Source organism: Saccharothrix sp. ST-888 (assembly GCF_000955975.1).
Classification (GTDB): domain Bacteria; phylum Actinomycetota; class Actinomycetes; order Streptomycetales; family Streptomycetaceae; genus Kitasatospora.
This window is the reverse complement of record NZ_JYJF01000068.1, coordinates 1-24,446: the sequence shown is the minus strand read 5'-3', so window position 1 is coordinate 24,446 and position 24,446 is coordinate 1. Positions and strand designations below refer to the sequence as shown.

Sequence of the window (24,446 nt, the reverse complement as noted above, 5' to 3'; positions counted from 1 at the left end):
CGTCGCGGTGACGCCGTCGTCGTCAGCGCGCGGCGGCGCTCGGCTCGGGGCGGGCGACCTGATCGGGCATCGGCAGGTTGCGGCCCTCCAGCTCCAGGGTGCAGGTCGGCAGGCGCAGACCGGGCGCCGGGCGGTCCAGGCGGACGGTGAAGGGGCGGGCGGGGAAGTCGGGCAGCTCGCCGGTGAGCCTGCGCGGCAGGTGGCCGGTACCGCGTTCGCGCAGGAATCCGACCTCCTTGCCGTTCACGAGCAACTCGGTCTCGGTGAGCAGCCCGGAGCGGACGTTCACGGTGATCGAGTGGCCGTACAGGTCCCGGTGGAAACTGTGGCGACGACGCATGGCGCGCTCCCTCACAGACCTTCTGCGCCCCCTCGGTCCAGTTTAGGAGCGCACCGGCCTGCGGACTCGCCGGGACCGTCGCCACCTCAGTCCTGCGGTTCGCCGCGCTCCGCCACCACGCGGTGCCCGCGCAGGGCATCGGCTTCGGCCAGTGCCTCCCGGGACAGCGGACGGGGCTCCTTCTCGAGCCGGCAGGGCGGCGGGGTGTCGGCGCGGGACGTCCGGGTGGTGCGGTCCAGGACGATGGCTCGGCCACGGCCGGTCAGGGTCAGCCCTGCGCCCTGCGGGGCCAGCGCGTGGCGGGCGATGACCGCTCCGCTCGTGGTGGTGATCGATAGGAACGGTTCGTCAAGGCGACGGCAGACCTGGACCACGGCGCCCGACAGGTCGGCGGGGACCGGGTAGTAGTTGCCGCGGTAGGACACCTGGCCCTGAGAAGTGACGGTTCTGCGGGCGTGGATTCGAGCCGGGAACGGCGTATCGGGCAGGTCGGTCAGCGCCGGTGCGTCGACTGCCGCGCCCGCGTTGCCGGCCGGGCGGCGGCGGCCGTCCATCCGACTGGCGAGCCGGTCGAGGCCGTCCTGAGCCGCCCAGAGGCCGATCCCGGCCGGCAGCGCGCGCCACCAGCGCCGAACGGCGCGGCGACCGGCCTCCTCCGCCTCGTCCTCCCGACCGGATCGAGCGGACCAGCCGGACCGCGCGGATCGACCAGGCGGGTCGGACCGGTCGGCCGGGCGGATGTCGACCTCGGCGCCGTAGTACCTGGCCGCCTCGGCGAAGGCCGGCGTCACCCTGCCGGTCGTCGGGCAGCACACGGCCGGCGTCCGGTCGAACTGCCAGCGCCCGGTGGTGCCGCCCATCCGCCGGAGCAGTTGGTCGACGGCCTCCAGCAGTTCGGGGAAGTCCGCACTCTCCGCCACTACTCCGCGCCAGTGGTCCCGGCCGGGCAGCGAGGCCGTCAGCAGGAGGGCGTGCTCCTCGTAGCCCCAGTGTGCGGGCGGGTCGGGCAGCCTCAGCCACTCGAACCGGACTGCCTCGTCCGACCGGTGGCGGGCGCTGCCGTCGCCCCGGTGCCGGTCGGGACGGCAGAGCTCGCAGGGCGGCCGGACCCGGTGCCTGCGCAGGGCGCGGGTGAAGGTCGAGTAGCCACCCGGATAGCCCAGCGCGAGCACCTCGTCGTACAGCACGGACGCCGGCAGGTGCGGGTCGTCCGCGAGGCGCTGCCGGGCGTAGGGCAGGAACCGGGAGAACTCGTCCTGGGCGGGGCTGCGGACCCCCGCGATCCGATCCCCGTCGAGGTAGGCCCTTACCGTCTTGCGGTCGCGCCCCAGGTGCCGGGCGATCGCCGAGATGGACCACCCCTGACGACGAAGTTCCCAAACATCCGAGTATTCCTCCTTGGTGAGCATCCGTTGCCCCTCACAGCCCTGACTGAAACCACATGCGGGTTCTCAATTGATGCCGAAGCCTCACGCGGCGGCAAATGTTACACGATGCCGGAAAGATCGAATAGGAGAAAGGGCGTACCTGCCCGTCCTCGCGCCGCTGGGGAATTTCGGTGAGCGGCGCGGGTGAGCAGTGTGGCCGTCGCAGGATTTGCGCCACCCCCCGCGCCACTGGGGAGATTCAGCGAGCACCGCCGGAAATTAATACGTAATGGTCCGCAATCCGGAAATCGGCTCCGGTGCCCCCTTGGGCGGGTGCCCCGCCGGTCGACCGCACGGCCCCGGGGCTTTCCTGATCGAGCGGCATCGGCTGTTCATGTCATTCCGGGTAATTTCGACGAGCATCGGGGATATCGAATATGGAAGGACGCCCGTCTGCCGCACATGCGGGGGCAGGGTGCCGTTCGTTGACGGGGGCATGAGTTCAATGCGCCAGCCAATGGCTTCACCGCCGTCGCAGCACGATCCGGTGACCAGTCTCGGAAAGTGGCTCTTCGTCCCGGACCGCCGGAATATCGCGGGCGACGTACGGGTCGGCTACCTGTCGTGCAACGGTGAACGGGTCGTCCTGCAGCACTGCTCGCGCCTGCTGGCCGACTTCGTGCGGACGATCCGTCAGCTGGAGGAGGACTTCGCCGCACGCTGCGGGGTCGATCCTGCCGGGGCCGGGTGCCATGTATGACCCTGCAGGGGAGTTCTTCCCCTCCTACGGGGCCACCGTCTACTACGGCCCCGAGGACTACCCGCGGGCCGCTCCCTATGACCATGCCTCCTACGAACATGCCCCCTATGACCATGCTTCCTACGAACGTGCTTCCTACGAACAGGGCGGCTGGGAGACCGAAGGTCTCTTCGTCCCCCATCCACGGGCCGCCGCCGACGACTTCGCGACGGTCGGCGCCAACCCCGTCGCCGCACCGGTGCCCCGGCACCGGCGGCGGGAACATCCGCGCACGGCGCCGTGGTCGGAGATCTTCAGCTCGCTGTTCGGAGTGCTCACCGCCGTGACGGTCACCGCCATGTGCCTGTTGGGGTGGACCCTCTCCTACCACCCGTTGCAGGACCTGGCGATCTCCCGGGTGCCGCGCGGGCTGTCGAGGCTGTGGCCGCTCATCGTCTACGGACCGTGGATCGTGGGCTGCCTGTCGGTGCTGCGCGCCGCGCTGGACGGGCGCCGGCCGCTGCACTCCTGGGTCGTGGTGGTGCTGTTCTCCAGCGTCGCGACCGGGCTGTGCATCGCCGACGTCTCGTGGACGGTCCCGGACGTGATCGTCGCCGGACTGCCGCCAGTCACCGCGGTCGTCTCGCTGCACCAACTGGTCCGTCAGCTCACGTCGGGCAAGGGCGCGCACCGGCCCGCGTACCGGCAGGCCGCGCACAAGTCGGCCCGCTGACGGGAGTCCCGACCGCGACGCCGCCGGTCCCGGGTGGAGGAAGACCCGGGACCGGCGGCGTGGCTGTTTGAGCGTGGCTCGGTCTGAGCGGTGGGCCGACGGCTCAGCCGACCGGCTTGACGAGCAGCAGTTCGGTGTTGTGGTCGACCGAGGCGCCGAGCTTCGCGGCCGGGGTCGCGTACGGGTCGTTGTACGAGAGCTCGCGGTACAGCGCGGCGAGGCCGGCGTCCGAGGTGTCGTCGAAGTCGGTCGCGTACGGGGCGGCGGACTCGATCAGGGTGGTGAAGAGGGAGACGGTGCCGTCGCCGTTGTCGGCGATCTCGATGATGCGGGCGTGCTGGGGGAAGTCGACGTGCGAGGCGGTGTTGATCTCCCAGAAGGAGCGCTCGGGCGCCGCGTGGCCGTGCGGGGTGATCCGGTTCTCGTGGGTGTGGCCGTTCACCCAGGCGAGGACGTTCGGGTACCGCTGGAGCAGGGCGACCAGCTCGTTGCCGTCGTGCCGCTTCTCGAAGATGTTGCGCGGGTCGGGCAGGAGGTTGCCCATGCTGGTGCTGGTGTGGTGGCTGAAGATCACGACCAGGTCGTTGCCCTTGCCGCCGCGCACCGGGTGCCCGTCGCCGTCGTACCAGTGGCCGCTGTGCGCCTGCAACGTCCGCTCCAGCCACTGCAGTTGGGCGGTGCCGAGCGAACCGTCCGCGAAGCCGGCCTGGTTGGTGGTGTCCAGGCTGATGCCGAGGACCCCGTCGGCGATGCGGAAGGTGTAGTAGAGCTTTCCGCTGTCGGCGGCGTCCGCCGTGAAGCCGTGGCCGACCGGGCCGGGGCCGGTGACGGCGGGGTCCAGGTGGGCCTTGGCGTACTCCTTGAGGGTGAACGGACGGCGGCGCTCGTCGGGGGTGATCCGGCGGACCGCGTTGCCGTCGGCCAGCAGCCTGCCCAGCAGCAGGGCGGCGCCGGCCGGGTCGCGCCGCAGCGCCTCCATGATCTTCGCCGCGTCGGCGTCGTTGCAGCCTTCGAGCTTGCGGTCGCCCGCGTACAGGGCGCCGAGCAGCCCGAGGTCGGGCAGTGTGCCCTCCAGGCTGTCGTCGTGGTTGCCGACCGTGCTGTACCACGGGACGTCGAGTCCGGGGGCGTCGAACGGACGGCCCGCCGCGCCGAGGAAGCCCGGCACCTGGGGGAAGCCCTTGGCCTTGTAGTCGTCGAGGAAGGAGCTCTCGGGGTTCCAGTACGTGTTGCTGCCCGAGTTCTGCACGCCCTCGTAGCGCGTCGGGTCACCGGTGTTCGGGGTGATCCGGCCGCCGCTCAGGACGTTCAGGTACCAGTCGAGCTCGATGTGCTCGTGGTTGTCGGTGTTGTCGCCGGTGGTCATCACCAGGTTGAACGGCTTGCCCGTGTACGGGCCCGCGGCCAGCGAGTTGACCCGCTCGACCAGGGAGGAGGCGCCGCGCACGGTCAGCGTCTCCTGCGGGCGGTGCGCGCTGTCGTTCCACCGGGCCAGGTACTCGAACCGCACCGGGGACTCGGTGTCCATCAGGTGCAGGTCGGTGAACTGGACGAACCCGGCGAGTGCGGTGCGCCGGTCGTCGCGCCCCGGCTGCGGCCCGGCCAGCTCGCCGCGGACCACCAGCGGCCAGCCGGGCCCGGCGGCGAGGCGCCGGTAGCCGGACGTGCCGGTGGGCGTGGCCACCTGTTCGAGCGTCGTTCCGTCGACCCGTACGGCGCGGGCCGCCGTCGCCGCCAGCGCGCGGTCGCGCTCGGCCGCCGAGGCGAACGTCCCACCGGCCAGGGACAGCGCGGCTCCGGCAGCGGTGGCGGAGACGCCGCCGACGAAGGCCCGTCTGGTCATTGCACGCATGGAAACCCCTCCTGACGGCCCGGCAGCAGCCCGGAGGTCTGCCCGGGACATATCGAACGACTGACCGACCCGGGTCGGCCTGGCGGATATTACCGGCTGGTATGTCAGGTCTGAAGCCCTGTGCACGAACGCGATGGAAACATTCGGTGACGGGCGCCGGTCGCCGTGGCGGTGTGGCCTGCCGACGCGTCAGGAGGGCCTGACGGCAGTGTGGTGACGGGGAATCAGCACGTTTGAACGGACGGTGACGGCCGGCAGGGGCGATGCCCGATCCGCAGTGGTGCCGTGGCTGGCGGGGGTGCGGTCGGCGGGGGTGTGGAGGCTCGGGGCCTGGTGACCGGCTCAGGCCGGACGGGAGGTGGCTGCCCGGAGGTCGTGGACCACGGCGGCGGCGCGGATGGGGGACACGCCCGCGGCGATGAGGGTGGCGATGGTGGCCTCGGTCCCGTCGTCCTGCCACTCGCCGAGGTTGACGCTCTCCAGCAGTGAGAAGGTCAGGCCCTGGAGGGCGGTGGCGAGGACCGGGGCGGGCAGGTGGCGGTGGAAGGCGCCGGTGGTCTGACCGTGCGCCAGGACGGCGGTGCAGTGCGCGGAGGCGGGGGCCAGCAGCTCGGCGAACCGCTCCTCGCCCAGATCGCGGCGCGCGAGTGCGAACAGCATCCGGTAGCGGTCACCGACCGGCCACAGCCGCAGCAGGAACCGCGCGAACGCCTCCTCGGCGCTCGCCGCCGGCAGGTCGGCGGCGGCGAGCGCGTCCCGCAGTGCGGCCGAGGCCTCCTCGCCGAGCGCGTCCAACAGGGCGGCGCGGCCGGGGAAGTGGCCGTAGACGGTACGGCGGACGACCCCCGCCGCGCGGGCGATCTCGTCCAGCGTCGCATCGGGCCGGGCGCCGAGCTCGCGCCGGGCGACCTCGAGGATGCGGGCCCGGTTGGAGCGGGCGTGGCTCCGCCGGGGAGCGCCGTCGGCGGGATCCGGCATGCCTGGAACCTCTCTGGAGACGCGGTGGACGCGGTCGTCCGGGCGTGGTCGTCGGGGGCTCAGCCTATGCGATCGGCGCCGGGGCCGGAGCCGTGTTTGCACGCCAATGTGCAAGTAGCTAATCTGCACACCAGTGTGCAAAAAACTCGTGTCGGAGCTCTCCCCTCCCGAAGGACCGGACCCATGTCTGTCTTCGCCTCCATGCCCGTCGACCGGATGAGCGGCCCCTACCCACGGCGCTGGTGGGCCCTGCTGGTGCTCTGCCTGAGCCTGCTGATCGTGGTGATGGCCAACACCTCGCTGACCGTCGCCGCCCCCGACATGACCCGTGACCTGGGGCTGGACAGCAGCCAGTTGCAGTGGGTGATCGACGGCTACACGGTGCCGTACGCCGCGCTGATGCTGCTGCTGGGCGCGGTCGGCGACCGGTACAGCCGCCGTGGCGGGCTGATCGCCGGACTGGTGGTCTTCGCCGCGGGCGCGGTGCTGGGCAGTACGGCGCACAGCGCGAACGCGGTGATCGCCGCCCGCGCGGTGATGGGCGTCGGCGCGGCCACCATCATGCCCGCCACCCTCTCCCTGCTGGTCGCTACCTTCCCGCGCGCCGAGCGGGTCCGCGCGATCACCGCCTGGACCGCCACCTCAGGACTCGCGGTCGCCGTCGGCCCGCTGGTCGCCGGCTGGCCGCTGGAGGGCCACGCCTGGGGCTCCACCTTCCTGATCAACATCCCGATCGCGCTCGTCGCGCTCGTCGCGGCCCTCTTCCTGGTACCGCCGTCCCGCGCCGAGCGGCGCGGCCGGCTCGACCTGGTCGGCGGACTGCTGTCGATCGTCACCGTCGGCTCGCTGGTCTACGCGATCATCGAGGGCCCGCACTTCGGCTGGGGCACCGGCCCGGTCACCGGGGCCGCGACCGCCGCGGTCGGCCTGCTGCTGTTCGTCGGCTGGGAGTTGAGGCACCCCCAGCCGCTGGTGAACGTCCGGATGTTCCGGGTCCGGTCGTTCAGCGGCTCGATGCTCGCCGTGCTGATGTTCTTCCTCGGGACCTTCGGAGCGCTCTACTACGCCACCCAGCACCTGCAGTTCGTCCTCGGCTACGGCCCGCTCGCCACCGGCGTCCGGCTGCTGCCGCTGGCCGGTGCCGTCTTCGCCGGCGCGGCGCTGACCGGCCTGGCCACGCCCCGGCTCGGCATGAAGCCGATGGTGGTGGCGGGCATGGCACTCGGCACGGCGGGCGTGCTGCTGCTCACCCGGATCGACGCCGGCTCCGGCTACGCCGACTTCCTCCCCTCCTTCCTGCTGCTCGGCTTCGCGATCGGGCTCAGCGTCGCCCCCTGCACCGACACCATCATGGGCCTGTTCCCGGAGAACGAACTCGGCGTCGGCGGCGGCCTCAACGACACCGCCCTCGAACTCGGCGGCTCGCTCGGCATCGCCGTCCTCGGCTCGATCCTCGCGACCACCTACCGCGGCAACCTCGCCGGCGCCGTCGGCAGTCACCTGCCGCCCGACGCCCTGCGCATCGCCCAGGACTCGGTCGGCGGCGCCCTCGCGGTGGCACAGCAGATCGCCGCCGACCCGGCCGGCGGACCGCAGCAGGCCGGGCAACTGGTCGCAGCCGCCCACCGCTCCTTCGCGGACGCCGTCGCCCACACCAGCCTGATCGGCGGCATCGTGATGGCCGTCGGCGCGGCGCTGGTCCTGCTGATCCTCCCCGCTCGCGACGCAAGCCGCCGACCGGTCGCGGGCGTTGCGGCTGCTGCCGGCGCGGGCGTTGCGACGGCCGCCGGGGGAGAGCCCGCCGAGCAGGTGCCGGTCGGCCGAGGCTAGGGCACCGGCCGGGCCGGTCCCGCAGCCGTCGGCTTCGCGCAGGTGCGCGTGTGCCCGCGGCTGCGGACCAGTAGTTCCCGTACTGCACGAGCACCACTCTGGCCCGAAGTCGCGAATCGCCGATGGCCAGGAGGGCGTTCCCGTCCTCTGAGGTCGGCTGCGGTGTCGGCGCGAACTCTCCTGCGGGCCGGCATGACCGAGGACGGGAGAATCCGCGACCACGTCTTCGTCCGGGGCGCATGGCGCGACTCGATCACCTACTCGATCCTGGAGCAGGAGTGGTCACCGATCGCCGGGTTGGTGATCGCCACCGACCACGGCGGCTGACCATGGGGTCAAGTCACGGCCTTCCAGAAGCAGTTCGAGGGAGCGGTCAGGAGCGGATTCCGGGGCCGAAGGGCGGATGGCCGATCCTTCGGCCGGTGGCGAACGGTGGGCCGGGAACGGGGCCGGGCGGGTTAGGTTCGGGAGTATGACTGATCGTCATGAGGTCGAGGCCGGCGGGGTCCGGCTGGCGTACCGGGTGTCCGGGCGGCCGGGGGCACCGGCGTTGGTGCTGCTGCACGCGCTGGGGGAGGATGCCACCGGCTGGGACGGTGTCGCGCCCGCTCTCGCGCGCCACTGGCGGGTGTACGCGCTGGATCTGCGCGGGCACGGGCGGAGCGGTCACCCGGGGGAGTACTCCCTGGAGTTGATGCGGGACGACGTGCTCGGCGTCCTGGACGCGCTGGGGCTGGATCGGGTGGACCTGGTCGGGCACTCGATGGGCGGGGTGGTGGCCTATCTGCTGGCCCAGGAGCACCCGCAGCGGATCCGGCGCCTGGTCCTGGAGGACGTGCCGCCGCCGTTCCCGCGTGAGCCGTCCACCCCGGCCCGGCCCGACGGGCCGACGGCCTTCGACTGGGCGGTGGTCCCGGCGGTCCGGGGTCAGCTCGACGATCCCGATCCGGCCTGGCTGGAGCGGATGGGGCGGATCACCGTGCCCACCCTGGTGGTGGCGGGCGGGTCCCGGAGCCATCTGCCGCAGGACCGGATCGCGGAGCTGGCCTGGCGGCTGCCGGACTGCCGGGTCGTCACCGTCGAGGCCGGGCACATGGTCCACAACGTGCTGCCCGACGAGTTCACGCGGGTGGTGGTGGCGTTCCTGCGGCCTGCGGTGGAGCAGGCCGCAGGCGGGTGAGCGCCGTGGCCACCGACTCTGGGCCTGCCCCAGCGCCGCTGTGTCACGGTCCGGGTGGGGTCGCAAGCCCTCGTCCATGACCATGCAGCGGGCAGCCGGCCCCGTGCTCCTTGCCCCGGCGCCGGCGCCGGCGCCGGCGCCGGCGAGGAACCGTTGCGGTCACCTGACCGTCGACGCTCGGTCCATCACCGTGGCGTCGGCGCTGCCGCACGGCTCCGGCGTCGACGCCGCTTGATCACGGACCACACCAGCGCGGCCTCGATCACCCAGGTGAACCCGACCACGCCCCAGTCCGCCGCTCCGACCCCCGGCTGGCCGGCCTCCCCCAGGACCATGAACACCGCGATGGCTCCCCAGAGCCACGCGACGGCGGTCAAGGCCGCCAGAGCGAACCGCTGGCCACGGCCGAACGGCTGCGCAGCACCGGTGGCAGGCACAGCGGCGGCAGGCGAGGCGGCGGAAGCACCCGTGGCAGTACCGGCGTTCGGAGCCGGCCGGGCAGCTCGGGCCGGCATCCGCACCACGGCGGCGGCCGGAACGGCCGCGTCGACGGTGGCGAGCGACTGGACGTCCACTGCGTAGCAGCCCGGCTCCAGTTCCAGTGCGATGCCGTCGGTACCGATCAGTCGCCGCCCGCCGTCCGGCCAGCTCAGCATGGCGGCACAGCTGTCGTAGCGCACCGTGATCGCCCCCTCGGCGTCGACCAGGCTGACGCCCTCGCTGCTGATCACCAGGTCCGGGCCGTCCTTCGCCCGCGAGCGGTGCCGCCTGCCCGCAACGGCCGAGGTCGAGGTGGTCGGTGCGGCGGTGTAACCCGCCCAGTCGGCCCGCCGCCCGAGCGGGGCGCGGAGCAGTCCGGCGGCCGGGGCCTGTCGGGCGATCGCGTGCACGTCCTGCGCGGTCACCGCCCAGAGCTCGGCGCGCAGTTCCTCGACCGAGCGCAGCGGCAGGCCGCTGAGCAGGTCCGCCGCATAGCGGTGCAGCCGTTCGGCGTCGGCATCGGGCAGCAGGTGCGCCTCGTCGGCTCTGCTCCGTATCGCGTCGAGGTCGTGCTGCGCGAGGCCGACCGCCTCCAGCCGGGCGAGTACGTCGATGAACCCGCCGAGGACCGCGTCCTGCTGTTCCGGCAGCGCATCGGCGAGGGCGGTGACGACGGACCAGCCGTCCCCGCGATGTGCACAGCCCGCGGTGGCGGTGTAGGAGTAGCCCCCCTCCTGCCGCAGCGTCCGGAAGAGCTCGCGCTCCAGGCCGGACGCGTACAGCGAGGTTGCCGCGCCATGCGGGAGCACGGCATCGAACAGCACCTGACCGGTACCGCCGGTGAAGTACGCGGGAGTTGTGGGCAGCGCCGAGGTTGCCGCCGGCACCGGCATCCGCGCGCCCGGGCGCAGCGGCAGCCGCAGGCCGGCCGGAACCCGCTCGCCCGCCACCCACAGTGCGGCGTTGCCGCGGGTGAACCAGGTGTCCGCCCACTGCTGGACCTCCTGCGGGCCGAGGCCGGTGATCCCCCACTCCGGATAGCTGACCAGGCCGTGCCCCTGTGCGCCGTACCGCCACAGACCCATGGCCTCGGCCGGACCGGTGGAGCGGCCGGTCTCCTCGGTCCGCAGGATGGCCTTCTCGGTCTCCAGCCGGTCCATCGGCAGCTGGGCGAGGGACTGGCAGACACCCAGCAGGAAGGAGCTGACGTCCTGTTCGGAGCCGTCCAGGTGGAAGTGGGTGTGCAGGTTCCCGGTCGCACCGTTGAAGTGGTAGTCGGCGACGCCCTGGCGGTGCAGGGCCAGGTGCTCGACGAGGTGGGTGATGCCGGTGCGGGCCAGCGTCTCGTCGGCCTGGCCGACCCGGAAGACCAGACCGGCGGAGAGCCGACCGGCGCGTTGGGCGAAGACGGCGGGAACCCCGTCGATCTCGAAGTGGTGGATCACGGCTCAGCCCTTCGCCAGTGCGCGTTCGCGGTGCTCGATGAAGTTCGCTCGGGCGTCGCCGGGCAGGTAGTCCCAGGGGAAGCGGCTCGCGAATCCCCCGGTCGCGCCGAAGTGCCGTGCAGCCTGGGGGAGTTCACCTGCCAGAGAGGTGGCCATGGCGAACTCGCCGTGCACGGCGACGATTCCGTAGCGGGCCCGGCAGGCGGGGTGCAGCACCGACCGGTGGGCGGCGTCGGCCAGTTCCGCGCGGACGTGCGGCTGCCGCAGGTACTCCGCGCCCTTCTCGCCGCGCCCGAGGTCCAGCCAGCGCTCGATGTGGTACTCGGCCAGCAGTGCACCGCTGAGCGCGCCGTCGGGCGCGTTTGCCAGGCACTCGCGGGCGAAGGCGTACGCCTCCTCCCACGTTCCGCCCCACTTGGGCAGCAGCTGTTGGAGCCGGCGGCTCTGCGCCACGAAGTGGTGCGGGTGGTGTGCGGTGAGTCGCCGGTACCGGCGCCGGGACTCGCTCCGGCCGAGGGACAGCCCCATGGCGACGGTCAGCCTGGCGGACCAGGCGAGCGCGAAGTCGGGCCGGTGTGCGGTGACCTTGATGAGCAACTGCTCGGCGTGGTTGAGATGTTCGCGGAACAGCGCCCACTGGTCCGCGGTCACGTCCTTGGCGCGGGAGCTGGTGCGAGCCTGCCAGCCGAGGATGATCCGGCGGTTCGCCAGCAGAGTGGCGGCCAGCGGATCGGCGTCCTGCCGGACGACATGGGCGAGGAACTGCTCCACGCCCGGGACCTCGCCCACGATGCCGGCGGCCACACAGCGGCCGTGCTCGTCGGTCAGCCGTCCGAACAGCTCGCGCAGGCCGGGCCAGTCCCCGGCCTCGGCCAGTCGCCGGACCGAGGCGAGTTCGGGCAGACCGGCGACCGGGTCGAAATCGGGGGCGGGGAGTGCAGCGGCTGGGGGCATGACGGCGATCCTAGATCTGCGACATCACAGCTGGTCAGCGCCGCTTCGGCGAGACTCCGGTCGAACTCAGACACATTCGGGCAAATGTGCGGCAGTTATGGGCAAAGATTTTCGGAATGGCAACCTCCGCTTGACTTGCCTGCGGGATGCCCCCCCTAGACTCCCCATATCTGAACGCACATCAGTGCGAGACAAGTACAAGGATCATCATGCAGAACAGACGTCGGCAGCAGCTGCTCGAAATCGCCGCCCCCCTGCTCACAGAGGGAGAGCGGGTCGAACTCACCGACATGGCGAACATCGGCTCGGTCTCGGTCAAGCGCCAGGTGCTCACTACCGCCCTGGTCGGTGCCCTCACCGCAGGGACGGTCATCGCCACCGTCCAGCCGCGCCCGATGTACTGGGTGCTCACGGACCAGCGCCTGCTGTTCTTCGACGGAAAGACCGCCACCGGCAAGCCCGGAAAGCTGCTGATGGTGCTGCCGCGCGAGATCGTCACCGCGACGCCGCTGAGCAAGGCGCTGCTCGGCCTGGGGCTGAAGACCGTGCTCAGTGTCCAGGGGCACGACAAGGGCCTGAAGATGGTCTTCCCGCCGGCCGCCAAGTCCGCCGGCCGCGAGTTCATCACCCGTATCCCGCCCACGCTCTAAAGCTCTGCCCGGGTCGGCCGTCGCGGGCGAAGAACGCCCGCGCGGCCGTCCTCCGCTTTACCCGGGGATTGAGATGAACGGCGTACGGAGCGGTATTTGACGATTGGTCAACCAATGGCCCGGCCCCCACTGCAGTAGGAGTACGGACCAGGGGGGACCGCCCGGCAACCAGGTCCCCGGCGTGCCCGGCTGCTGAGGCCCTGAGCCGGGCGGTGCGGGCGGGCGGTAGTCCGGTTCGGCCGCGGTGCGTGCACGCGGACGCACCGCCGCCCGGTGCCGTTCGGGCCGGTCAGCTCCGGCGGTCGAAGAAGACCTGTCGGTCGAAGGCACCCTGGACGAGGAGACGTTCTGGCGCACCGTCGCCGAATGCGTCGCCGACTACCGCGACTCGGTCCCGCACCTGGCCGAACGGTTCGCGACGTACGACCCGTTCGTCGCGGAGTCCCGCTCTCCTGCCTCAACCGGCTGCAACTGCGCAACAACCGGCAGATGGTCGACCTCGCCGACCCGTCCGGCGCCCTCCAACTGGTCGGCACGCTGCGGAACCCCATCGCGCGGTTCGCCCGGCTGCCGTGACGCCGACGGACGAGGCCGGCCGAGTCGTTGCTCGGGCGGGAGCCGTGGCGGTGCGGCTTCCGGCCCGGTGGCTGATCCTCGGGGTGATCTGCCTCGCCCAGTTCGCGGTGGTGCTCGACAACACCGTCCTGAACGTGGCGATCCCCTCCCTGACCCGGGACCTGGACGGGACCACCGCCCACACCGACCGGGACCGGACCGCCGTCACGGACGCCTTCGCCGCCGGGATCACCGCCGGCCAACTCGTCGGCGCCGCAGCCGTCCTGGCCGGCGGCTGCCTCGCAGCCCTGCTGCTCCGCCGCGCGGAACGGCGGGAGACGGGCACCTGACGGCGGCTCCCCGCACTGCGCCACCCGGGACCGGACCCGGACACTCGTCGCCCGTGCCGGGACCTGACGGGGGACCGGGGGTGCGAATCCCGACAACCGGGGGTCTCACCCCCGCCGGGTGGAACCGGCGGACGGACGCCGCCTCTCCTGCCGGAGGCGCCGGCTTCCGCGACCTCCTCGGGCCCCGCTGCCTCCAGCACGTTCACGTAGGCTCCGGGCATGACGGTCGGGGCGGATGTCGGGGTGGATGCACGCGAGTTGTACGAGGCACTGCTGGAGCACGAGGGGAAGGCGACCTACCAGGCGGTGGTCGTGCCGTGGCTCGACCGGGCCCGGGGCGGCTACCGCGACCGGCTGGCCACGGCGGCCGAGTACAGCTCCTGGTGGACGGAGCAGGAGACGGTTCCTGACGGCCAGGGACTCCGCCGGGAGCTCTACGCCCTGAGCCGGGTCAGTGACCTGCTGCTGCCGGCTCTCCGGCCTCCCGCCGACGAGGCCGGTTCCCCGGACCCGTGGTGCGGGCTGCCGGAGCACGAGTACCTCGGCCTGTTCACCTCGCTCGGCATGACGCCGTTCGAGGGCGGCACCTTCGACCCGTTCCTCCACGAGATCGTCGAGGTCGAGCAGGCCGAGGACCCGCAGGCTCCGATCGAGCTCACCGAGTCCGTCCGGCCCGGTCTGATGCTGGGCCAACTGCTGTTCGGCCGGGCGGGCGTCCGAGTCCGCGCCGGCGTTCGGCACGCCCGGCGCGGCGTCGCCGACCGCTCGCCGCTGTACTGGACCTTTCGGCGCAGCCACCGGCCGACGGTCGACCTGTCGCAGGGATGGGGTCACAACTCGCAGTGGCGCACCGAATTCCGCCTCGACTACCGGACCCCGACCGCCGATCGGCTCAACGTGACGGCGGACCGCGAGATCGACGGCAGCCCGGACCTCAGCCCGGACCACCCGGCCAATCTCAGCCCGGAGGAGAGACTCCTGACGCCCGACGAGCGGCGCGAGCTGCTGCGGCACCGCTGTCTCCTGCGGCCACCCGAGGCCGCCGAGGCACTAGCCGGAATACCCGGCTGGGAACGCGACCTGATGCCCTTCGACTGGCGGCTGCCGGAATCCGAGGGGGGTATGCACAATGTCCCCACCTGGACTCGGTAGCGGTGACAAGGCAATGTCCAGTTAAACTTTCCGATGTAGGTTGGTAAGGTTTCCAGGGGGAGAGGCGCGCGATGGCTGACGGTCAGTTCGACATCAAGCCGTGGGAACTCCAGGGTGAGGGGCGGGAGTTCGAGAGCATCTCGAACGACTTCGCGCGGGCCTCGATGGCTCTCTCCAGTGGCCTGGAGGCACTCGGTGAACCCTGGGGCGACGACCAGATCGGTGAGTACTTCGGCACCGTGTACACGGGTGCGCGGGACGGGATCATCGAGTCGATGGACCACCTGTCGGAGCAGATCGGCAAGATCGGTGACGGTCTCCAGCAGATGGCGGACGCGGTCAGCCGGACGGACGAGCAGCTGAGCGCCGGGCTGGACCAGGTGTACTGACGGGCGCCACCGGGCCGGCCTGGGCGCGGCATCCGGTGGACGGTATTTCGCTGGCGGGGAGCAGGGGGAGTAGCGCGTGTCGATGATGCTGCCGGGCGAGTTGGTCTGGGTGCTGGAGATGCTGGGCTTCGACTGGCCCCACGCGGACGAGGACAAGCTGCAGGAAGCGGCGGCCGTCTGGCGGCAGTTCGGTGAGGAGGTCGACCGGCTGCGCGAGCGCGGGACCAGTTCCGCGCAGCGCGTGACGGGCGACAACTCGGGCAAGGAGATCGACGCCTTCGCCGAGATGTGGCGCAAGTTCGACAACGGCGGCGGCTATCTCCACGACGCCAAGGCCGCTGCGGACCTGATGGCCACCGCGCTGGAGGCCGCCGCGATCGCCACCATCGCCGGCAAGGTCGCGGTCATCGCCCAGCTGATCGCACTCGCCGTCGAGATCATCGCGGCCCAGGCGGCCGCGCCGTTCACCTTCGGCCTGTCGGAGGTCGGGGTCATCGGGGCGACCCAGGCGACCAGGCTGATCGTCCGGAAGATCCTGGCCGAGCTGCGCAAGGCTCTGGTGGAGACGCTGCTGGAGACCTTGAAGGAGCCGGTGGTCCAGGCTCTGGAGGCGATGGTCAGCGAGTTCGTCAAGCAGGGCGTCAAGATGAACTTCGGCGCACAGCAGGGCTTCGACGTCGGTGCGATCGGCGGCGCCGGGGTGAAGGCGGCCAAGGACTCGGTGAAGGACATGCCGCAGTCCTTCGGGGAGGGCCTGCGGGACTCGCTGGTGTCCGGCGCGGCGGGGAAGGCCAAGCACCACCTGTCGGGCGGCGGCAGCGAGGGTCACGGCGGCGGGCACTCGGGTGACGAGAACAGCGGCAGCGACGGCGGGCACAGCGGGCACGGGGGTTCGGGCGGTACCGGTACCGGTACCCGGGGTGACCACGGTTCCGGTGGCGGCACCGGGGGTGGTGAGCACGGCGGTGGCGGTTCCGGGGGTGGCACGGGGAGTGCCGGACACGCCGGTGGCAGTGGCAGTAGCAGTGGCGGGGCGGGGCATGCAGGGGGTTCGGGAGGGTCTGGCTCCTCGCACACCGGGGGATCCTCGGAGGGTCCGGCCGGTGGGGGTTCCGCGCACACCTCCTCGGCGTCGGTGCCTACGGGCGGCGAGGGTTCCGGCGTGCATACCGGCACGGGCGGGAGCGGGAGCGGTGGCGGTGAGCACGGTTCGAGCGTTCCGCGTCCGCGTGCCGACCAGGGGCCAGCGTCGGACCCGTTCGGTACGCGTGTACACAACTCGCCCGCGCCTGACCATGGTTCGGAAGGTTCTGGTTCTGGTTCGGGCGGCGGCCACGCCGGTGGGGCGCCGCAGCCGTCGCACCACGGTGACGCCGGTACATCGGTGAACTCCGCCCCGGGCGGCCCCCACGGGGGCCAGGGCACGGGACAGAGCCATGGGCAGGACGCGCCGCAGCACGGCGGCGGTTCGGCCGGGCATTCGCCTGAGGGCCTGCCGGTTGGTGGGCAGCATCAGGGTCCGGTGGAGCATGGTGGTGGGTCGCCGGTTGGTGGGCAGCATCAGGGTCCGGTGGAGCATGGTGGTGGGTCGCCGGTTGGTGGGCAGCATCAGGGTCCGGCGGATCACGGTGGTGGGTCGCCGGTTGGTGGGCAGCATCAGGGTCCGGCGGATCACGGTGGTGGGTCGCCGGTTGGTGGGCAGCGGCACGGTGACTCGGGGACGTCGGTCGACTCGACGCCGCACGAGCCCCACCAGGGGCAGGGGCCGGCGGAGCACGGTGGCCCCTCCGGTCATAGGCCTGAGCACTCGGGCGGCGGGTCCTCGTCACCGAGCCACAACCAGCCTTCCCCGGATCGGACTTCGCCCGGCGACCACACCGGTGGCGGACACCACGCCGAGCAGACCGGGACGGACCGGCCGTCCGACCACGCTGCCGACCGTCCCAACGACCGCCCGGATGACCGCCCGGATGACCGCCCGGATGACCGCCCCAACGAGCGCCCCAACGAGCGCCCCAACGACCGGCCCAGCGATCGGCCTGCCGAGCCGCGTGGTGATCAGGGCGGCGCGCCGACCACGGGTCCGGTGCACGGTTCCGGTACGCCCGGTGGTTTCTCCACCGGTCCTGTCCACGCCTCCGGCGGGGCGGGCGGCTTCGCCACGGGCCCGGTCCGTGGCCACGACGGCGGGACTCCGCAGCCGACGCACCGCCAGGACGGTCCGTCCGGCGCGCCGCAACACGACGGGAAGCCCGAGGGTCCGGCCCACACCGACACCGCGTCCGTCGGCACCATGGAGCGTCCGACCGACACCACACCGCACCCCGCTGCGGACACCTCGTCGACCCCGCCGCCCCGGCAGGACGGCAACCCCGCCACGCCGCCGCCCGTCGGTGGCATGCCGCACCCGGCGGGCGGTGTCCCGACCGCCGGTGGCGCCGCGCCGACCGGTGCTGCTCCCTCGCGGGTGCCGCGTCCGGCCGACGGGGGTGCGGGCCCCGAGCGTGGCGCGCAGCCGGGGAGTACGGGGCCGGTCCGTCCGTCCCATACGCCGTCGGAGGGTGGCGGCAGTGGCATCCCGGCCCGTCCGGCCCGCGAGACGGGCCCGGCGGGCTCGGGACCGGGGCGCCCGCCCCGCTCGTCTGCCGACACCCCGTCAGCGAACCCGCACCGCCCGGACTCCCGTACACCGGACTCCCGTACGCCGGACTCCCGTACGCCGGACTCCCGTACGCCGGACCACCGTGCGCCCGAACAGTCCACCCCGCACCACCAGGACGACCGTCCCAAGGCGGCCGACCACACCCCTGACCACAAGACCCCCGACCACAAGGCGCCGGACCACACTCCGCAGGACCACGCGCCCAAGGACCACACTCCCAACGACCACACTCCGCAGGAGCACCAGGCCCCCGCGCACGACACTCCTGCGCACGACGCCCCCGCGCACGACCGCGCGCTGTCCGACAGCCGCCCGCACGACACCCCGGGCGGGCTGGCGCCGGTCGAACCGCACCACCAGCACGAGCTGGAGAGCCGGATCCCGCGCAACCCGGACGGCACTCCGCAGCGTCACCCGGACCCGCACGGCGACTGGCCGGGTGCGGTCAACGGTGACGGCCACCGCCAGCCGGGCCGCAACAACAACTGCCTCGACGTCGCGCTCTCCACCGCCGACACCTACAGCGGCCACCCGACCGCCGCCGCGCCCCGCAGCCACGACGCCGGCGAGCACGGCGGACGCGACCGTGCCGAGCACCAACTCGGCGCGCCCTTCCGCGACCTGGGCAACGGACAGCAGGCGTACCACCACCTGGAGGACCAGCTCCACAAGTCGGGTCACGGTTCGCAGGCCGTCATCATCACCCAGGACGCCCACGGCCGCGCCCACGCCTGGAACGCCGTCAACCACAACGGCAAGATCACCTACCTCGACAACCAGACCGGCGCCCGCAGCGACCACCCGATCCACGACGGCAAGCACGGCGTCTGGGCCATCCCCCTCGACCCCAACCGCCACCCACTCCCGAACTCCAGCCACCCGTCCACCGGCCACCCGTCGGACCACCCGACCGGCCGCACCACCCAGCCCGACGAGCAGCAGCACCGCCGCCCGGCGGACCCGGCCGGAGAGAAGCGCCCTCATGAGGGCGGTGACGACCAGCAGCACAAGAAGGTGCACACGGAGTCGTCCGGCGACCCCAAACACGAGGCGGAGCACGACGGCAGCGCCGACCACGCCCCGGGTGACAAGGGCAAGGGCAAGGCCACGGACACCGAGCACCCGCGCCACGGTGACGAGCAGGGCACGGATCACCTGGAGCGGGGGGTGCATCCGGACGCGGAGCAGAAGAGGCTGCGCGAGGAGAACCCGGTCCGGTCCGTGGAGATGGACCACGTCTACAAGCAGCTCGACCGCTGGGCCGAGGAGAACCCGCAGCACCTGGCCAAGCTGCTCCAGCGCACCGAGGGCCCCGACGGTCACACGTTCAAGAAGAGCGAGCTGGAGAACGCGCTGCCCGGCTTCCGCGACATGCACCCCGGCGAGCAGGGCGCGGTGGTGGCGGCGCTCGGCCGGATGAGCCACTCGTTCCACGAGCAGCACGGTGTCGGGGCGAGCCCGGAGCACCGGCAGTTCCCCTACGCCGAGTCGGACAAGGCCGGCCACGACGGCAAGGACTCGAAGGGCAACGACCTGCCGGGGGGTGCCAAGGACGAGAAGTCCCGTGGTGCGGCGGACCACTCGGAGACCAAGACGGACAAGGCGCTCACCGGGCAGAAGGGCGTCCGGGACGCGATCAAGTCCGGATTCAAGACCTCGAAGGTGACCACCGCGGTCGAGAAGGCGGGGCCGCACCGGCCCGACTTCACGGAGAAGAACTACGCGGTGGTGGAGGTCCACGACAGGAAGACCGGCGAGGTGCACTACGTGGTGGAGAGCTCGGTGCCGCCGTCCTCCGACCGTAAGGGCGTCACGCCGCTGCATTCGGAGCCGCACCTCGGCAACTGGGTCGCCAAGCTCAACGACGAGCACGGGGCGGCCGACAAGAGGTACGACGTGGTGAGCCTCTACACCGAGCGGGAGCCGTGCGGGCGGGGCCCGGGGCACGGTCACTGCTCGGACTATCTGTCGTCGAACTACAAGGGCGTTCCCATCTACTACGCCACCGGCTACCGCAAGGGCGAGATGCCCGACTACCCGGTCATGGAGCGGCCGGCTGCCGCGCCGAAGAACGCCGACGCAGCTGCCAAGGCGGAGGCCAAGGCGAAGATGGACGAGTACGACGCACAGAAGAAGGCGTACGAGAAGGCGTGGCTCAAGGCGAAGAAGGGCATGGACGCCGACCTCAGGCAGCACGTCGCCCAGGTGGGCAGTGCCTGGGCGAAGGCCCAGAAGAACGGGCTCGGCCACGGGGCCACGGCGGTGCAGCCGCAGTCGGCGCCGGGTCCGAGCCTGCCCTCCCAGCTCGGTCAGCTGAACCTCGACGATAATTCGATGGATGTGGACTGATGACCTGGTGGGCATGGACGTGGACGAGGACGGAGAACCCGCGTGAGTCGTGACGAGGCCGTGCTGGCCGCAGCCGTCGAGGAGGCCCGAGGCTGGCTGACCGGCCCGGAACGGGCGGGACGGCTGTATGTCGGGGGGGTGTCGGGAGCGGCGCAGGCCGGGAGGACCGCACTGCTGGAGGCGCTTCGGGCGGAGTTCCCCGAGGCGCTCTACCTGGATGCGGGCGGCCTGAGCGCGGAGGGGCTGGTCCGGGGCCTGGTCGAGCAGCTGGATCCGGCGCAGCAGAACGGCCTGGACAGCCTCGACGACCTCGAACGCCTCTTCCGGAGCGACAAGGAGCCCCGGATCGTCCTGGTGGCCAACACCCAGTGGGCGGGGGCCCTGAGCACCAGCGGCGAGCCCGCCCGGGTCGCCGAGGTGCTGACCGCGCTCGGGTACGCCCGGGAGCGTGCCCCGTTCAAACTGATCACCGAGGTGGCGTCGGTACCGCAGTCGCCGCCGGCGGGCTGCCGGGTGATCGAACTGCCGGGCAGCTCGCGGTCGGAGATCGCCGAGTCCGTGCGGCAGGGGCTCCCGCCGCGTGCCGTCCTGGCCCTGCGGGCGCTGGCCCATGCCCAACTCCGTGCCGTGCCGGTCGAGGCGTGGGCGGCGCTGTGCCGCGCGGCCGAGGTCGAGGTGGCCGAGGACGAGCTGCTCGGCTGGGCCGACGAGCTTCCCTGGCTGTCCGTCACCGCAGCCGGGCTGATCGGCTTCCGTTCGGCCGCCGTCGCTCCGGCGCTGCGGGAACTGCCGGGAACCGCAAGCGAGTCGGTGCACCGGCGGATGGCAGCCGCGCTGCAGAGCGGCACCCCGGCGGACTGGGCGAGCCGATCGCTGCCCGGCCACGCGGCGGCGGCCGGCAGCTTCGACGACCTGCTGGCCGACCCCGCCGTCCTCGCCCGGATTCCGCAGGAAGCGCTGCTGGAGGGCTTCGGCGCCGGCTACCCGGCCGGCATCGCCCAGGGCACCCACGCCGCAGCCCTGCACTACCTGGCCGGCTGCGGTCCGGCGGGCGTGTCGCACGGCGAGTGGGTCGCCTGGCTGAGCCACGACGCCTTCACCCGGGGCCGGTTCGAGCGGGCGGCGCAGCTCGCCGAGGCTTCGCCCGAACCGCTGCCGTTCACCACGGTCTGGTCCCACTGGCGGGCCTCCGGCGACTTCACCCGGCCCGCAGCCGGGCTCACCACCGAGCCCATCGGCGTCGCGGCCGTGTCCTGGGCAGGCAGCCCGGCGGTGTTCGCCGAGGACGAGGACGGCAACGCGCTGGTCCGGGCCGCCGCCACCGGAGAGCTGCTGGCCGGTCCGCTGGCGGCCGAGGAGGAACCGGACGAGCTCGAACTGCTCCCCGAGGACTCCCCGGCCGCACCGCGCTGGCTGATCGAGGCGGACGGACAGGACGCCGAGGTCTTCGATGCCGGGGACGGCCGCCGCCTCGGCGTCCTCCGCCACCCCGGCACTGGGCAGTTCGGCGTGGTGGGCGACCTCGTGGTGGTGGCGGGCAGCCAGGGGACCTGCGCGTTGCGGATCGAACCCTCCCGGCTCCGCCAGGAGCCGGGCCGCCGGCCGACGCTGTCGGCTCTCCCCTACGGCGAGGTCCTGGCGAGGCCGTACGAAGGCGCGGAGCGTGAGGACACCCGTGCCCTGCTGGAGCGGGTCTTCGGTCCGGAGGACGTCCACCGCCTGCGGCCGGCGGACGTCCCGGCGGGAGTGGGGCACGAGCCGACCCGGCGGGTGCTGACCGAGGTCGGCGTACCCGAGGTGGCGGGGCTGATCGGCCTCTGGCTGGACCCGCTGACCGCCGAGGGCCTCGGGCCGCGGCCCTGGGAGTCGGTCGAGGAGGCGCAACAGCCCGACGGCAGTGGACCGTTCTACTCCCTCGGGGAGTGGATGGGCTGCCCGCTGCTGCTCGACGGTGCCGACGGCAGGGTGCTGCGGATGCTGCCCGCCGATGCCTCGGAGTGGCAGCACCCTCGGGAACCGCTGGTCGGCACCGACCTCCGCTCGTTCCTCACGATGGTCGCGCTGGAGTCCTGGTACCTGGACGTCCACCGCGCCTACCGCGGCCCCGACCAGGACGAGGTACTCGCCGAACTGAGGCTCCGGCTGGCCGGGGTCGACCCCGAGGCGGCGGCCCGCGACTGCTGGGAGTACGCCCTGGAACCGGACAACTGGGGCTGAGCACCGACCGGATCGGGGCTCGGGCGGGGTGGACCCGGCAGCGGCCGGCGGCACTGCGACCGTGGAGCGCCGCAACCGACCGCCCCGGTCCGGTGAACCGGTCCGGCGGATCGGACCGGGACCGGCCGGTACCGCCACGGGCCCGAACACCCCGCCTGCGCCGAGGATCCCGGCACAACCCCCGGCCCCCTGACTCTGGAGACTGCGACGTGACCGACCTGACCACCTACCAGCCGCACCCGTTCATCGGCGGGCGGGCGGCCGCCCTGCGCGAGTTGGCGGGCTGGCGGGCCGGGGGAGCGGGTGCGCCCGAGGTGGTTCTGGTGACGGGAGACCCGGGCAGCGGACGATCGCGTCTGCTGACCGGCTTCCTGATGCTGTGCGAGCCCTCCTACCGGGAGCAGTTCGACCTGGCGGCCCTCGATCCGACCACGGTGCCGCCCGCGGGGCCGACCGCGCCGATGGTCTTCGACGCGACCGGGCTGAGCGCCGTCCAGCTCCTGTGGGCGGTGGCCGACGAACTGGGCCTCGCCGCCGAGCGCACCGAGGAGCTGTACCGGTCGCTGGCCGAACCGAGGGCGGAGGCCGTCTCGTTGGTGGTCGCCGACGTGGACCGGGCCGGGGTGCTGCGGGCGACGGAGGAGGCGGCCAGGGTCGCCGCCGAGGTCCTGCGCCCGCTCGCGCTCGCGCCGGGCGTCCGGCTGCTCGCCGAGGTGCCGCGCGCGCAGGCGCAGTGGCTGATGGGCGAGCTGCCCGCCGGGCTCGCGGTGCTGGTCGACCTCGACCGGGCCCCTTGGGCGGACGAGGAGGCGCTGGCGCTGCAGTCCGAGTTCGCCACCGCCGGACTGGGGGTGGATCCGGTCGGCCTTGCCCGTCAGGCCCGGAGCCCGCTGGTGGTCCAGCTCGCCGCGCGCTCGCTGGGGGCGGTGCCGCCGGGCGGTCCCGTGCCACCTCCCGGCAGCGTCGGCGACGTGCTCGACCTGCACGCCGAGCGCTGCGGGATGAACGAGCTGACGCTCCGCCGGCTGCTGGCACCGCTCGCCCTCACGGGGCCGGGCGGAGCGCTGCCGTTCGGTCTCTGGGGTCGGCTCGCCTCGGCGGTGGCGGGGAAGGACATGTCCCCGGCACTGGCGGACGGGCAGCTGCTCCTGCTGCCCTTCATCGAACTGGTCGGCGAGGACGAGGAGTCGGCGGTCCGGATCGTCCACCCCGCGGTCGCGGACGAGGTGCGCGAGCGTTTCGGCAGTGCCGTCCGGGAGGCGCAGCGGCGGATGGTCCAGGCGCTGCTGGCGACTCTTCCCGAAGGCGGTGCCGACCGGTGGGAGGCCGCCGCGCCGTATGTCCGCGAGCAGTTGGCCGGGCACGCGCTGGACGGCGGGGTGCTGCCCGAACTCCTGGCCGACCCGGGCTTCCTGCTGCACGCCGACCAGGTGTCGCTGCGGGCGGCGGTGGAGCACCTGGTGGCGGCCGGTACCGAACTGCCCGCGCAGGCCCGGACCTGGCTCCGCCTGGCGCCGCTGTTCACCCGCAACGAGGCCGGCCCGGACCTGCGGGCCGCGCTGCTGGAGCACGCCCTCCGCCAGGACGGCCTGCCGGCCACGGAGTTCGGCCCGGACCTGCCCTGGCGCACGCTCTGGGCCCGCCCGCTCCCGGGGGTCACGGCCGTCACGGCCGCGCTCACCCCGGAAGGCACGACCGCGCTGGTGGCCGTCGTCCCGGGCACCGGAGCACCGACCGCCGAGGACGCCACGGCCGGGCTGGCCGCGTTCGACGCGCTCACGGGTGCGCCGCTCCCCACCGCCCCGGACACGTTGACCCGCCCGAGCGGCGAACAGCGGGCCTCGACCGGTCTGGCGCTCAGCATCGGCGGCGACTACCTGCGGGTCTGGCGCCTGGACGGCGACGGGGCAGCCGGCGAACAGGTGGCCGCGTTCCTCTCGGCGGAGCCCCTCGCGGGTGCGGACCTGACCCCGGACGGTGTCCTGGTGCTGGCCGACACCCGAGGCGTCAGCGCCCTGCGCCTGACGGCCGCCACGGCGGCGACCGAGCGCTGACCACGGGGGCCGGCTGACCCGACTCCAGGCTGACCCGACCCCGGGGTGAGCCGCCGAATATTCTTGATCATCCATCCGGCTCTTAAGGAGAGCGACCGCGTGACGACCCGTGAGCAGGCGATCGAGGCGGCCCAGCAGTGGATCAACGGTGGGCGGCCGGAGGAGGAGTG

General features: G+C 72.7%; 19 protein-coding genes. 13 read left to right on the top strand and 6 right to left on the bottom strand.

Annotated features, from left to right (window positions below):
• Positions 1-22: 22 nt before the first annotated feature.
• Positions 23-340 (bottom strand): hypothetical protein, encoded by a 318-nt coding sequence (locus UK12_RS21020; RefSeq protein ID WP_045304611.1) that lies wholly within the window; start codon positions 338-340, stop codon positions 23-25.
• Between the two features lie 86 nt (positions 341-426).
• Complete coding sequence (locus tag UK12_RS21015) at positions 427-1,749, bottom strand: Mu transposase domain-containing protein (protein WP_045304610.1); 1,323 nt, start codon at positions 1,747-1,749, stop codon at positions 427-429.
• 505 nt (positions 1,750-2,254) lie between these two features.
• On the opposite strand from UK12_RS21015, the gene UK12_RS21010 reads away from it, so the two are divergent.
• Together UK12_RS21010 and UK12_RS36785 are read left to right on the top strand one after the other, a co-directional pair.
• A complete protein-coding gene (locus UK12_RS21010; RefSeq protein WP_156178842.1) occupies positions 2,255-2,467 on the top strand; it encodes a hypothetical protein in 213 nt (70 codons plus the stop codon).
• Entirely contained in the window at positions 2,460-3,179 is a 720-nt protein-coding gene (locus UK12_RS36785) for a DUF2637 domain-containing protein (protein ID WP_052682039.1), read from the top strand. Before UK12_RS21010 ends, UK12_RS36785 begins: the two co-directional genes overlap by 8 nt.
• 103 nt (positions 3,180-3,282) lie before the next feature.
• Here UK12_RS36785 and UK12_RS21000 read toward each other — a convergent pair whose 3' ends face one another.
• Together UK12_RS21000 and UK12_RS20995 are read right to left on the bottom strand one after the other, a co-directional pair.
• On the bottom strand, positions 3,283-5,031 hold the full coding sequence (locus UK12_RS21000) for a TIGR03767 family metallophosphoesterase (protein WP_045304608.1): 1,749 nt from the start codon (positions 5,029-5,031) through the stop codon (positions 3,283-3,285).
• A 342-nt stretch (positions 5,032-5,373) separates the two neighbouring features.
• Complete coding sequence (locus tag UK12_RS20995) at positions 5,374-6,009, bottom strand: TetR/AcrR family transcriptional regulator (protein WP_045304607.1); 636 nt, start codon at positions 6,007-6,009, stop codon at positions 5,374-5,376.
• Between the two features lie 183 nt (positions 6,010-6,192).
• Here UK12_RS20995 and UK12_RS20990 point away from each other — a divergent pair, with 183 nt between their 5' ends.
• From UK12_RS20990 to UK12_RS20985, 3 genes are all read left to right on the top strand, one after another.
• Positions 6,193-7,839 carry an MFS transporter gene (locus tag UK12_RS20990; RefSeq protein WP_082119801.1) on the top strand — a complete coding sequence of 549 codons (1,647 nt, stop codon included), beginning with the start codon at positions 6,193-6,195 and terminating at the stop codon, positions 7,837-7,839.
• A 192-nt stretch (positions 7,840-8,031) separates the two neighbouring features.
• On the top strand, positions 8,032-8,166 hold the full coding sequence (locus UK12_RS38240) for a GNAT family protein (RefSeq protein WP_197085044.1): 135 nt from the start codon (positions 8,032-8,034) through the stop codon (positions 8,164-8,166).
• Positions 8,167-8,311: 145 nt separating this feature from the next.
• On the top strand, positions 8,312-9,019 hold the full coding sequence (locus UK12_RS20985) for an alpha/beta fold hydrolase (RefSeq protein ID WP_045304606.1): 708 nt from the start codon (positions 8,312-8,314) through the stop codon (positions 9,017-9,019).
• Positions 9,020-9,204: 185 nt separating this feature from the next.
• Here the strand turns inward: UK12_RS20985 and UK12_RS20980 are convergent, their stop codons facing one another.
• Positions 9,205-10,944 (bottom strand): insulinase family protein, encoded by a 1,740-nt coding sequence (locus tag UK12_RS20980; RefSeq protein ID WP_045304605.1) that lies wholly within the window; start codon positions 10,942-10,944, stop codon positions 9,205-9,207.
• Positions 10,945-10,947: 3 nt separating this feature from the next.
• Entirely contained in the window at positions 10,948-11,898 is a 951-nt protein-coding gene (locus UK12_RS20975; protein WP_045304604.1) for a hypothetical protein, read from the bottom strand.
• Between the two features lie 209 nt (positions 11,899-12,107).
• Between UK12_RS20975 and UK12_RS20970 the strand changes: the two genes are divergently transcribed.
• The 8 genes from UK12_RS20970 (at position 12,108) to UK12_RS20940 (ending at position 24,276) form a co-directional block, all read left to right on the top strand.
• Positions 12,108-12,548 (top strand): hypothetical protein, encoded by a 441-nt coding sequence (locus tag UK12_RS20970; RefSeq protein ID WP_197085043.1) that lies wholly within the window; start codon positions 12,108-12,110, stop codon positions 12,546-12,548.
• Between the two features lie 366 nt (positions 12,549-12,914).
• A complete protein-coding gene (locus tag UK12_RS41490; protein WP_197085042.1) occupies positions 12,915-13,124 on the top strand; it encodes a hypothetical protein in 210 nt (69 codons plus the stop codon).
• A gap of 44 nt (positions 13,125-13,168) precedes the next feature.
• Positions 13,169-13,453 (top strand): hypothetical protein, encoded by a 285-nt coding sequence (locus tag UK12_RS20965; protein ID WP_156178841.1) that lies wholly within the window; start codon positions 13,169-13,171, stop codon positions 13,451-13,453.
• 219 nt (positions 13,454-13,672) lie between these two features.
• On the top strand, positions 13,673-14,605 hold the full coding sequence (locus UK12_RS20960) for a hypothetical protein (protein WP_156178840.1): 933 nt from the start codon (positions 13,673-13,675) through the stop codon (positions 14,603-14,605).
• A gap of 71 nt (positions 14,606-14,676) precedes the next feature.
• Entirely contained in the window at positions 14,677-14,994 is a 318-nt protein-coding gene (locus UK12_RS20955) for a hypothetical protein (RefSeq protein WP_045304602.1), read from the top strand.
• 82 nt (positions 14,995-15,076) lie between these two features.
• A complete protein-coding gene (locus tag UK12_RS39865; RefSeq protein WP_231591311.1) occupies positions 15,077-20,005 on the top strand; it encodes a toxin glutamine deamidase domain-containing protein in 4,929 nt (1,642 codons plus the stop codon).
• Positions 20,006-20,047: 42 nt separating this feature from the next.
• On the top strand, positions 20,048-22,222 hold the full coding sequence (locus tag UK12_RS20945) for an SUKH-4 family immunity protein (protein ID WP_045304601.1): 2,175 nt from the start codon (positions 20,048-20,050) through the stop codon (positions 22,220-22,222).
• 209 nt (positions 22,223-22,431) lie between these two features.
• Positions 22,432-24,276: a hypothetical protein gene (locus UK12_RS20940; protein ID WP_045304600.1), complete on the top strand. Its 1,845-nt coding sequence runs from the start codon at positions 22,432-22,434 to the stop codon at positions 24,274-24,276.
• Positions 24,277-24,446: the final 170 nt, after the last annotated feature.

What these genes read in the sequence shown, in the direction of transcription:
- UK12_RS36785 (WP_052682039.1), top strand. Translation starts at nt 2,460, where the DNA reads ATGTATGACCCTGCAGGGGAGTTCTTCCCCTCCTACGGGGCCACCGTC.
- UK12_RS39865 (WP_231591311.1), top strand. Translation starts at nt 15,077, where the DNA reads ATGATGCTGCCGGGCGAGTTGGTCTGGGTGCTGGAGATGCTGGGCTTC.
- UK12_RS20955 (WP_045304602.1), top strand. Translation starts at nt 14,677, where the DNA reads ATGGCTGACGGTCAGTTCGACATCAAGCCGTGGGAACTCCAGGGTGAG.
- UK12_RS20970 (WP_197085043.1), top strand. Translation starts at nt 12,108, where the DNA reads ATGCAGAACAGACGTCGGCAGCAGCTGCTCGAAATCGCCGCCCCCCTG.
- UK12_RS41490 (WP_197085042.1), top strand. Translation starts at nt 12,915, where the DNA reads ATGCGTCGCCGACTACCGCGACTCGGTCCCGCACCTGGCCGAACGGTT.
- UK12_RS20990 (WP_082119801.1), top strand. Translation starts at nt 6,193, where the DNA reads ATGTCTGTCTTCGCCTCCATGCCCGTCGACCGGATGAGCGGCCCCTAC.
- UK12_RS38240 (WP_197085044.1), top strand. Translation starts at nt 8,032, where the DNA reads ATGACCGAGGACGGGAGAATCCGCGACCACGTCTTCGTCCGGGGCGCA.
- UK12_RS21015 (WP_045304610.1), bottom strand. Translation starts at nt 1,749, where the DNA reads ATGCTCACCAAGGAGGAATACTCGGATGTTTGGGAACTTCGTCGTCAG.
- UK12_RS21000 (WP_045304608.1), bottom strand. Translation starts at nt 5,031, where the DNA reads ATGCGTGCAATGACCAGACGGGCCTTCGTCGGCGGCGTCTCCGCCACC.
- UK12_RS20985 (WP_045304606.1), top strand. Translation starts at nt 8,312, where the DNA reads ATGACTGATCGTCATGAGGTCGAGGCCGGCGGGGTCCGGCTGGCGTAC.
- UK12_RS20995 (WP_045304607.1), bottom strand. Translation starts at nt 6,009, where the DNA reads ATGCCGGATCCCGCCGACGGCGCTCCCCGGCGGAGCCACGCCCGCTCC.
- UK12_RS21020 (WP_045304611.1), bottom strand. Translation starts at nt 340, where the DNA reads ATGCGTCGTCGCCACAGTTTCCACCGGGACCTGTACGGCCACTCGATC.
- UK12_RS20960 (WP_156178840.1), top strand. Translation starts at nt 13,673, where the DNA reads ATGACGGTCGGGGCGGATGTCGGGGTGGATGCACGCGAGTTGTACGAG.
- UK12_RS20975 (WP_045304604.1), bottom strand. Translation starts at nt 11,898, where the DNA reads ATGCCCCCAGCCGCTGCACTCCCCGCCCCCGATTTCGACCCGGTCGCC.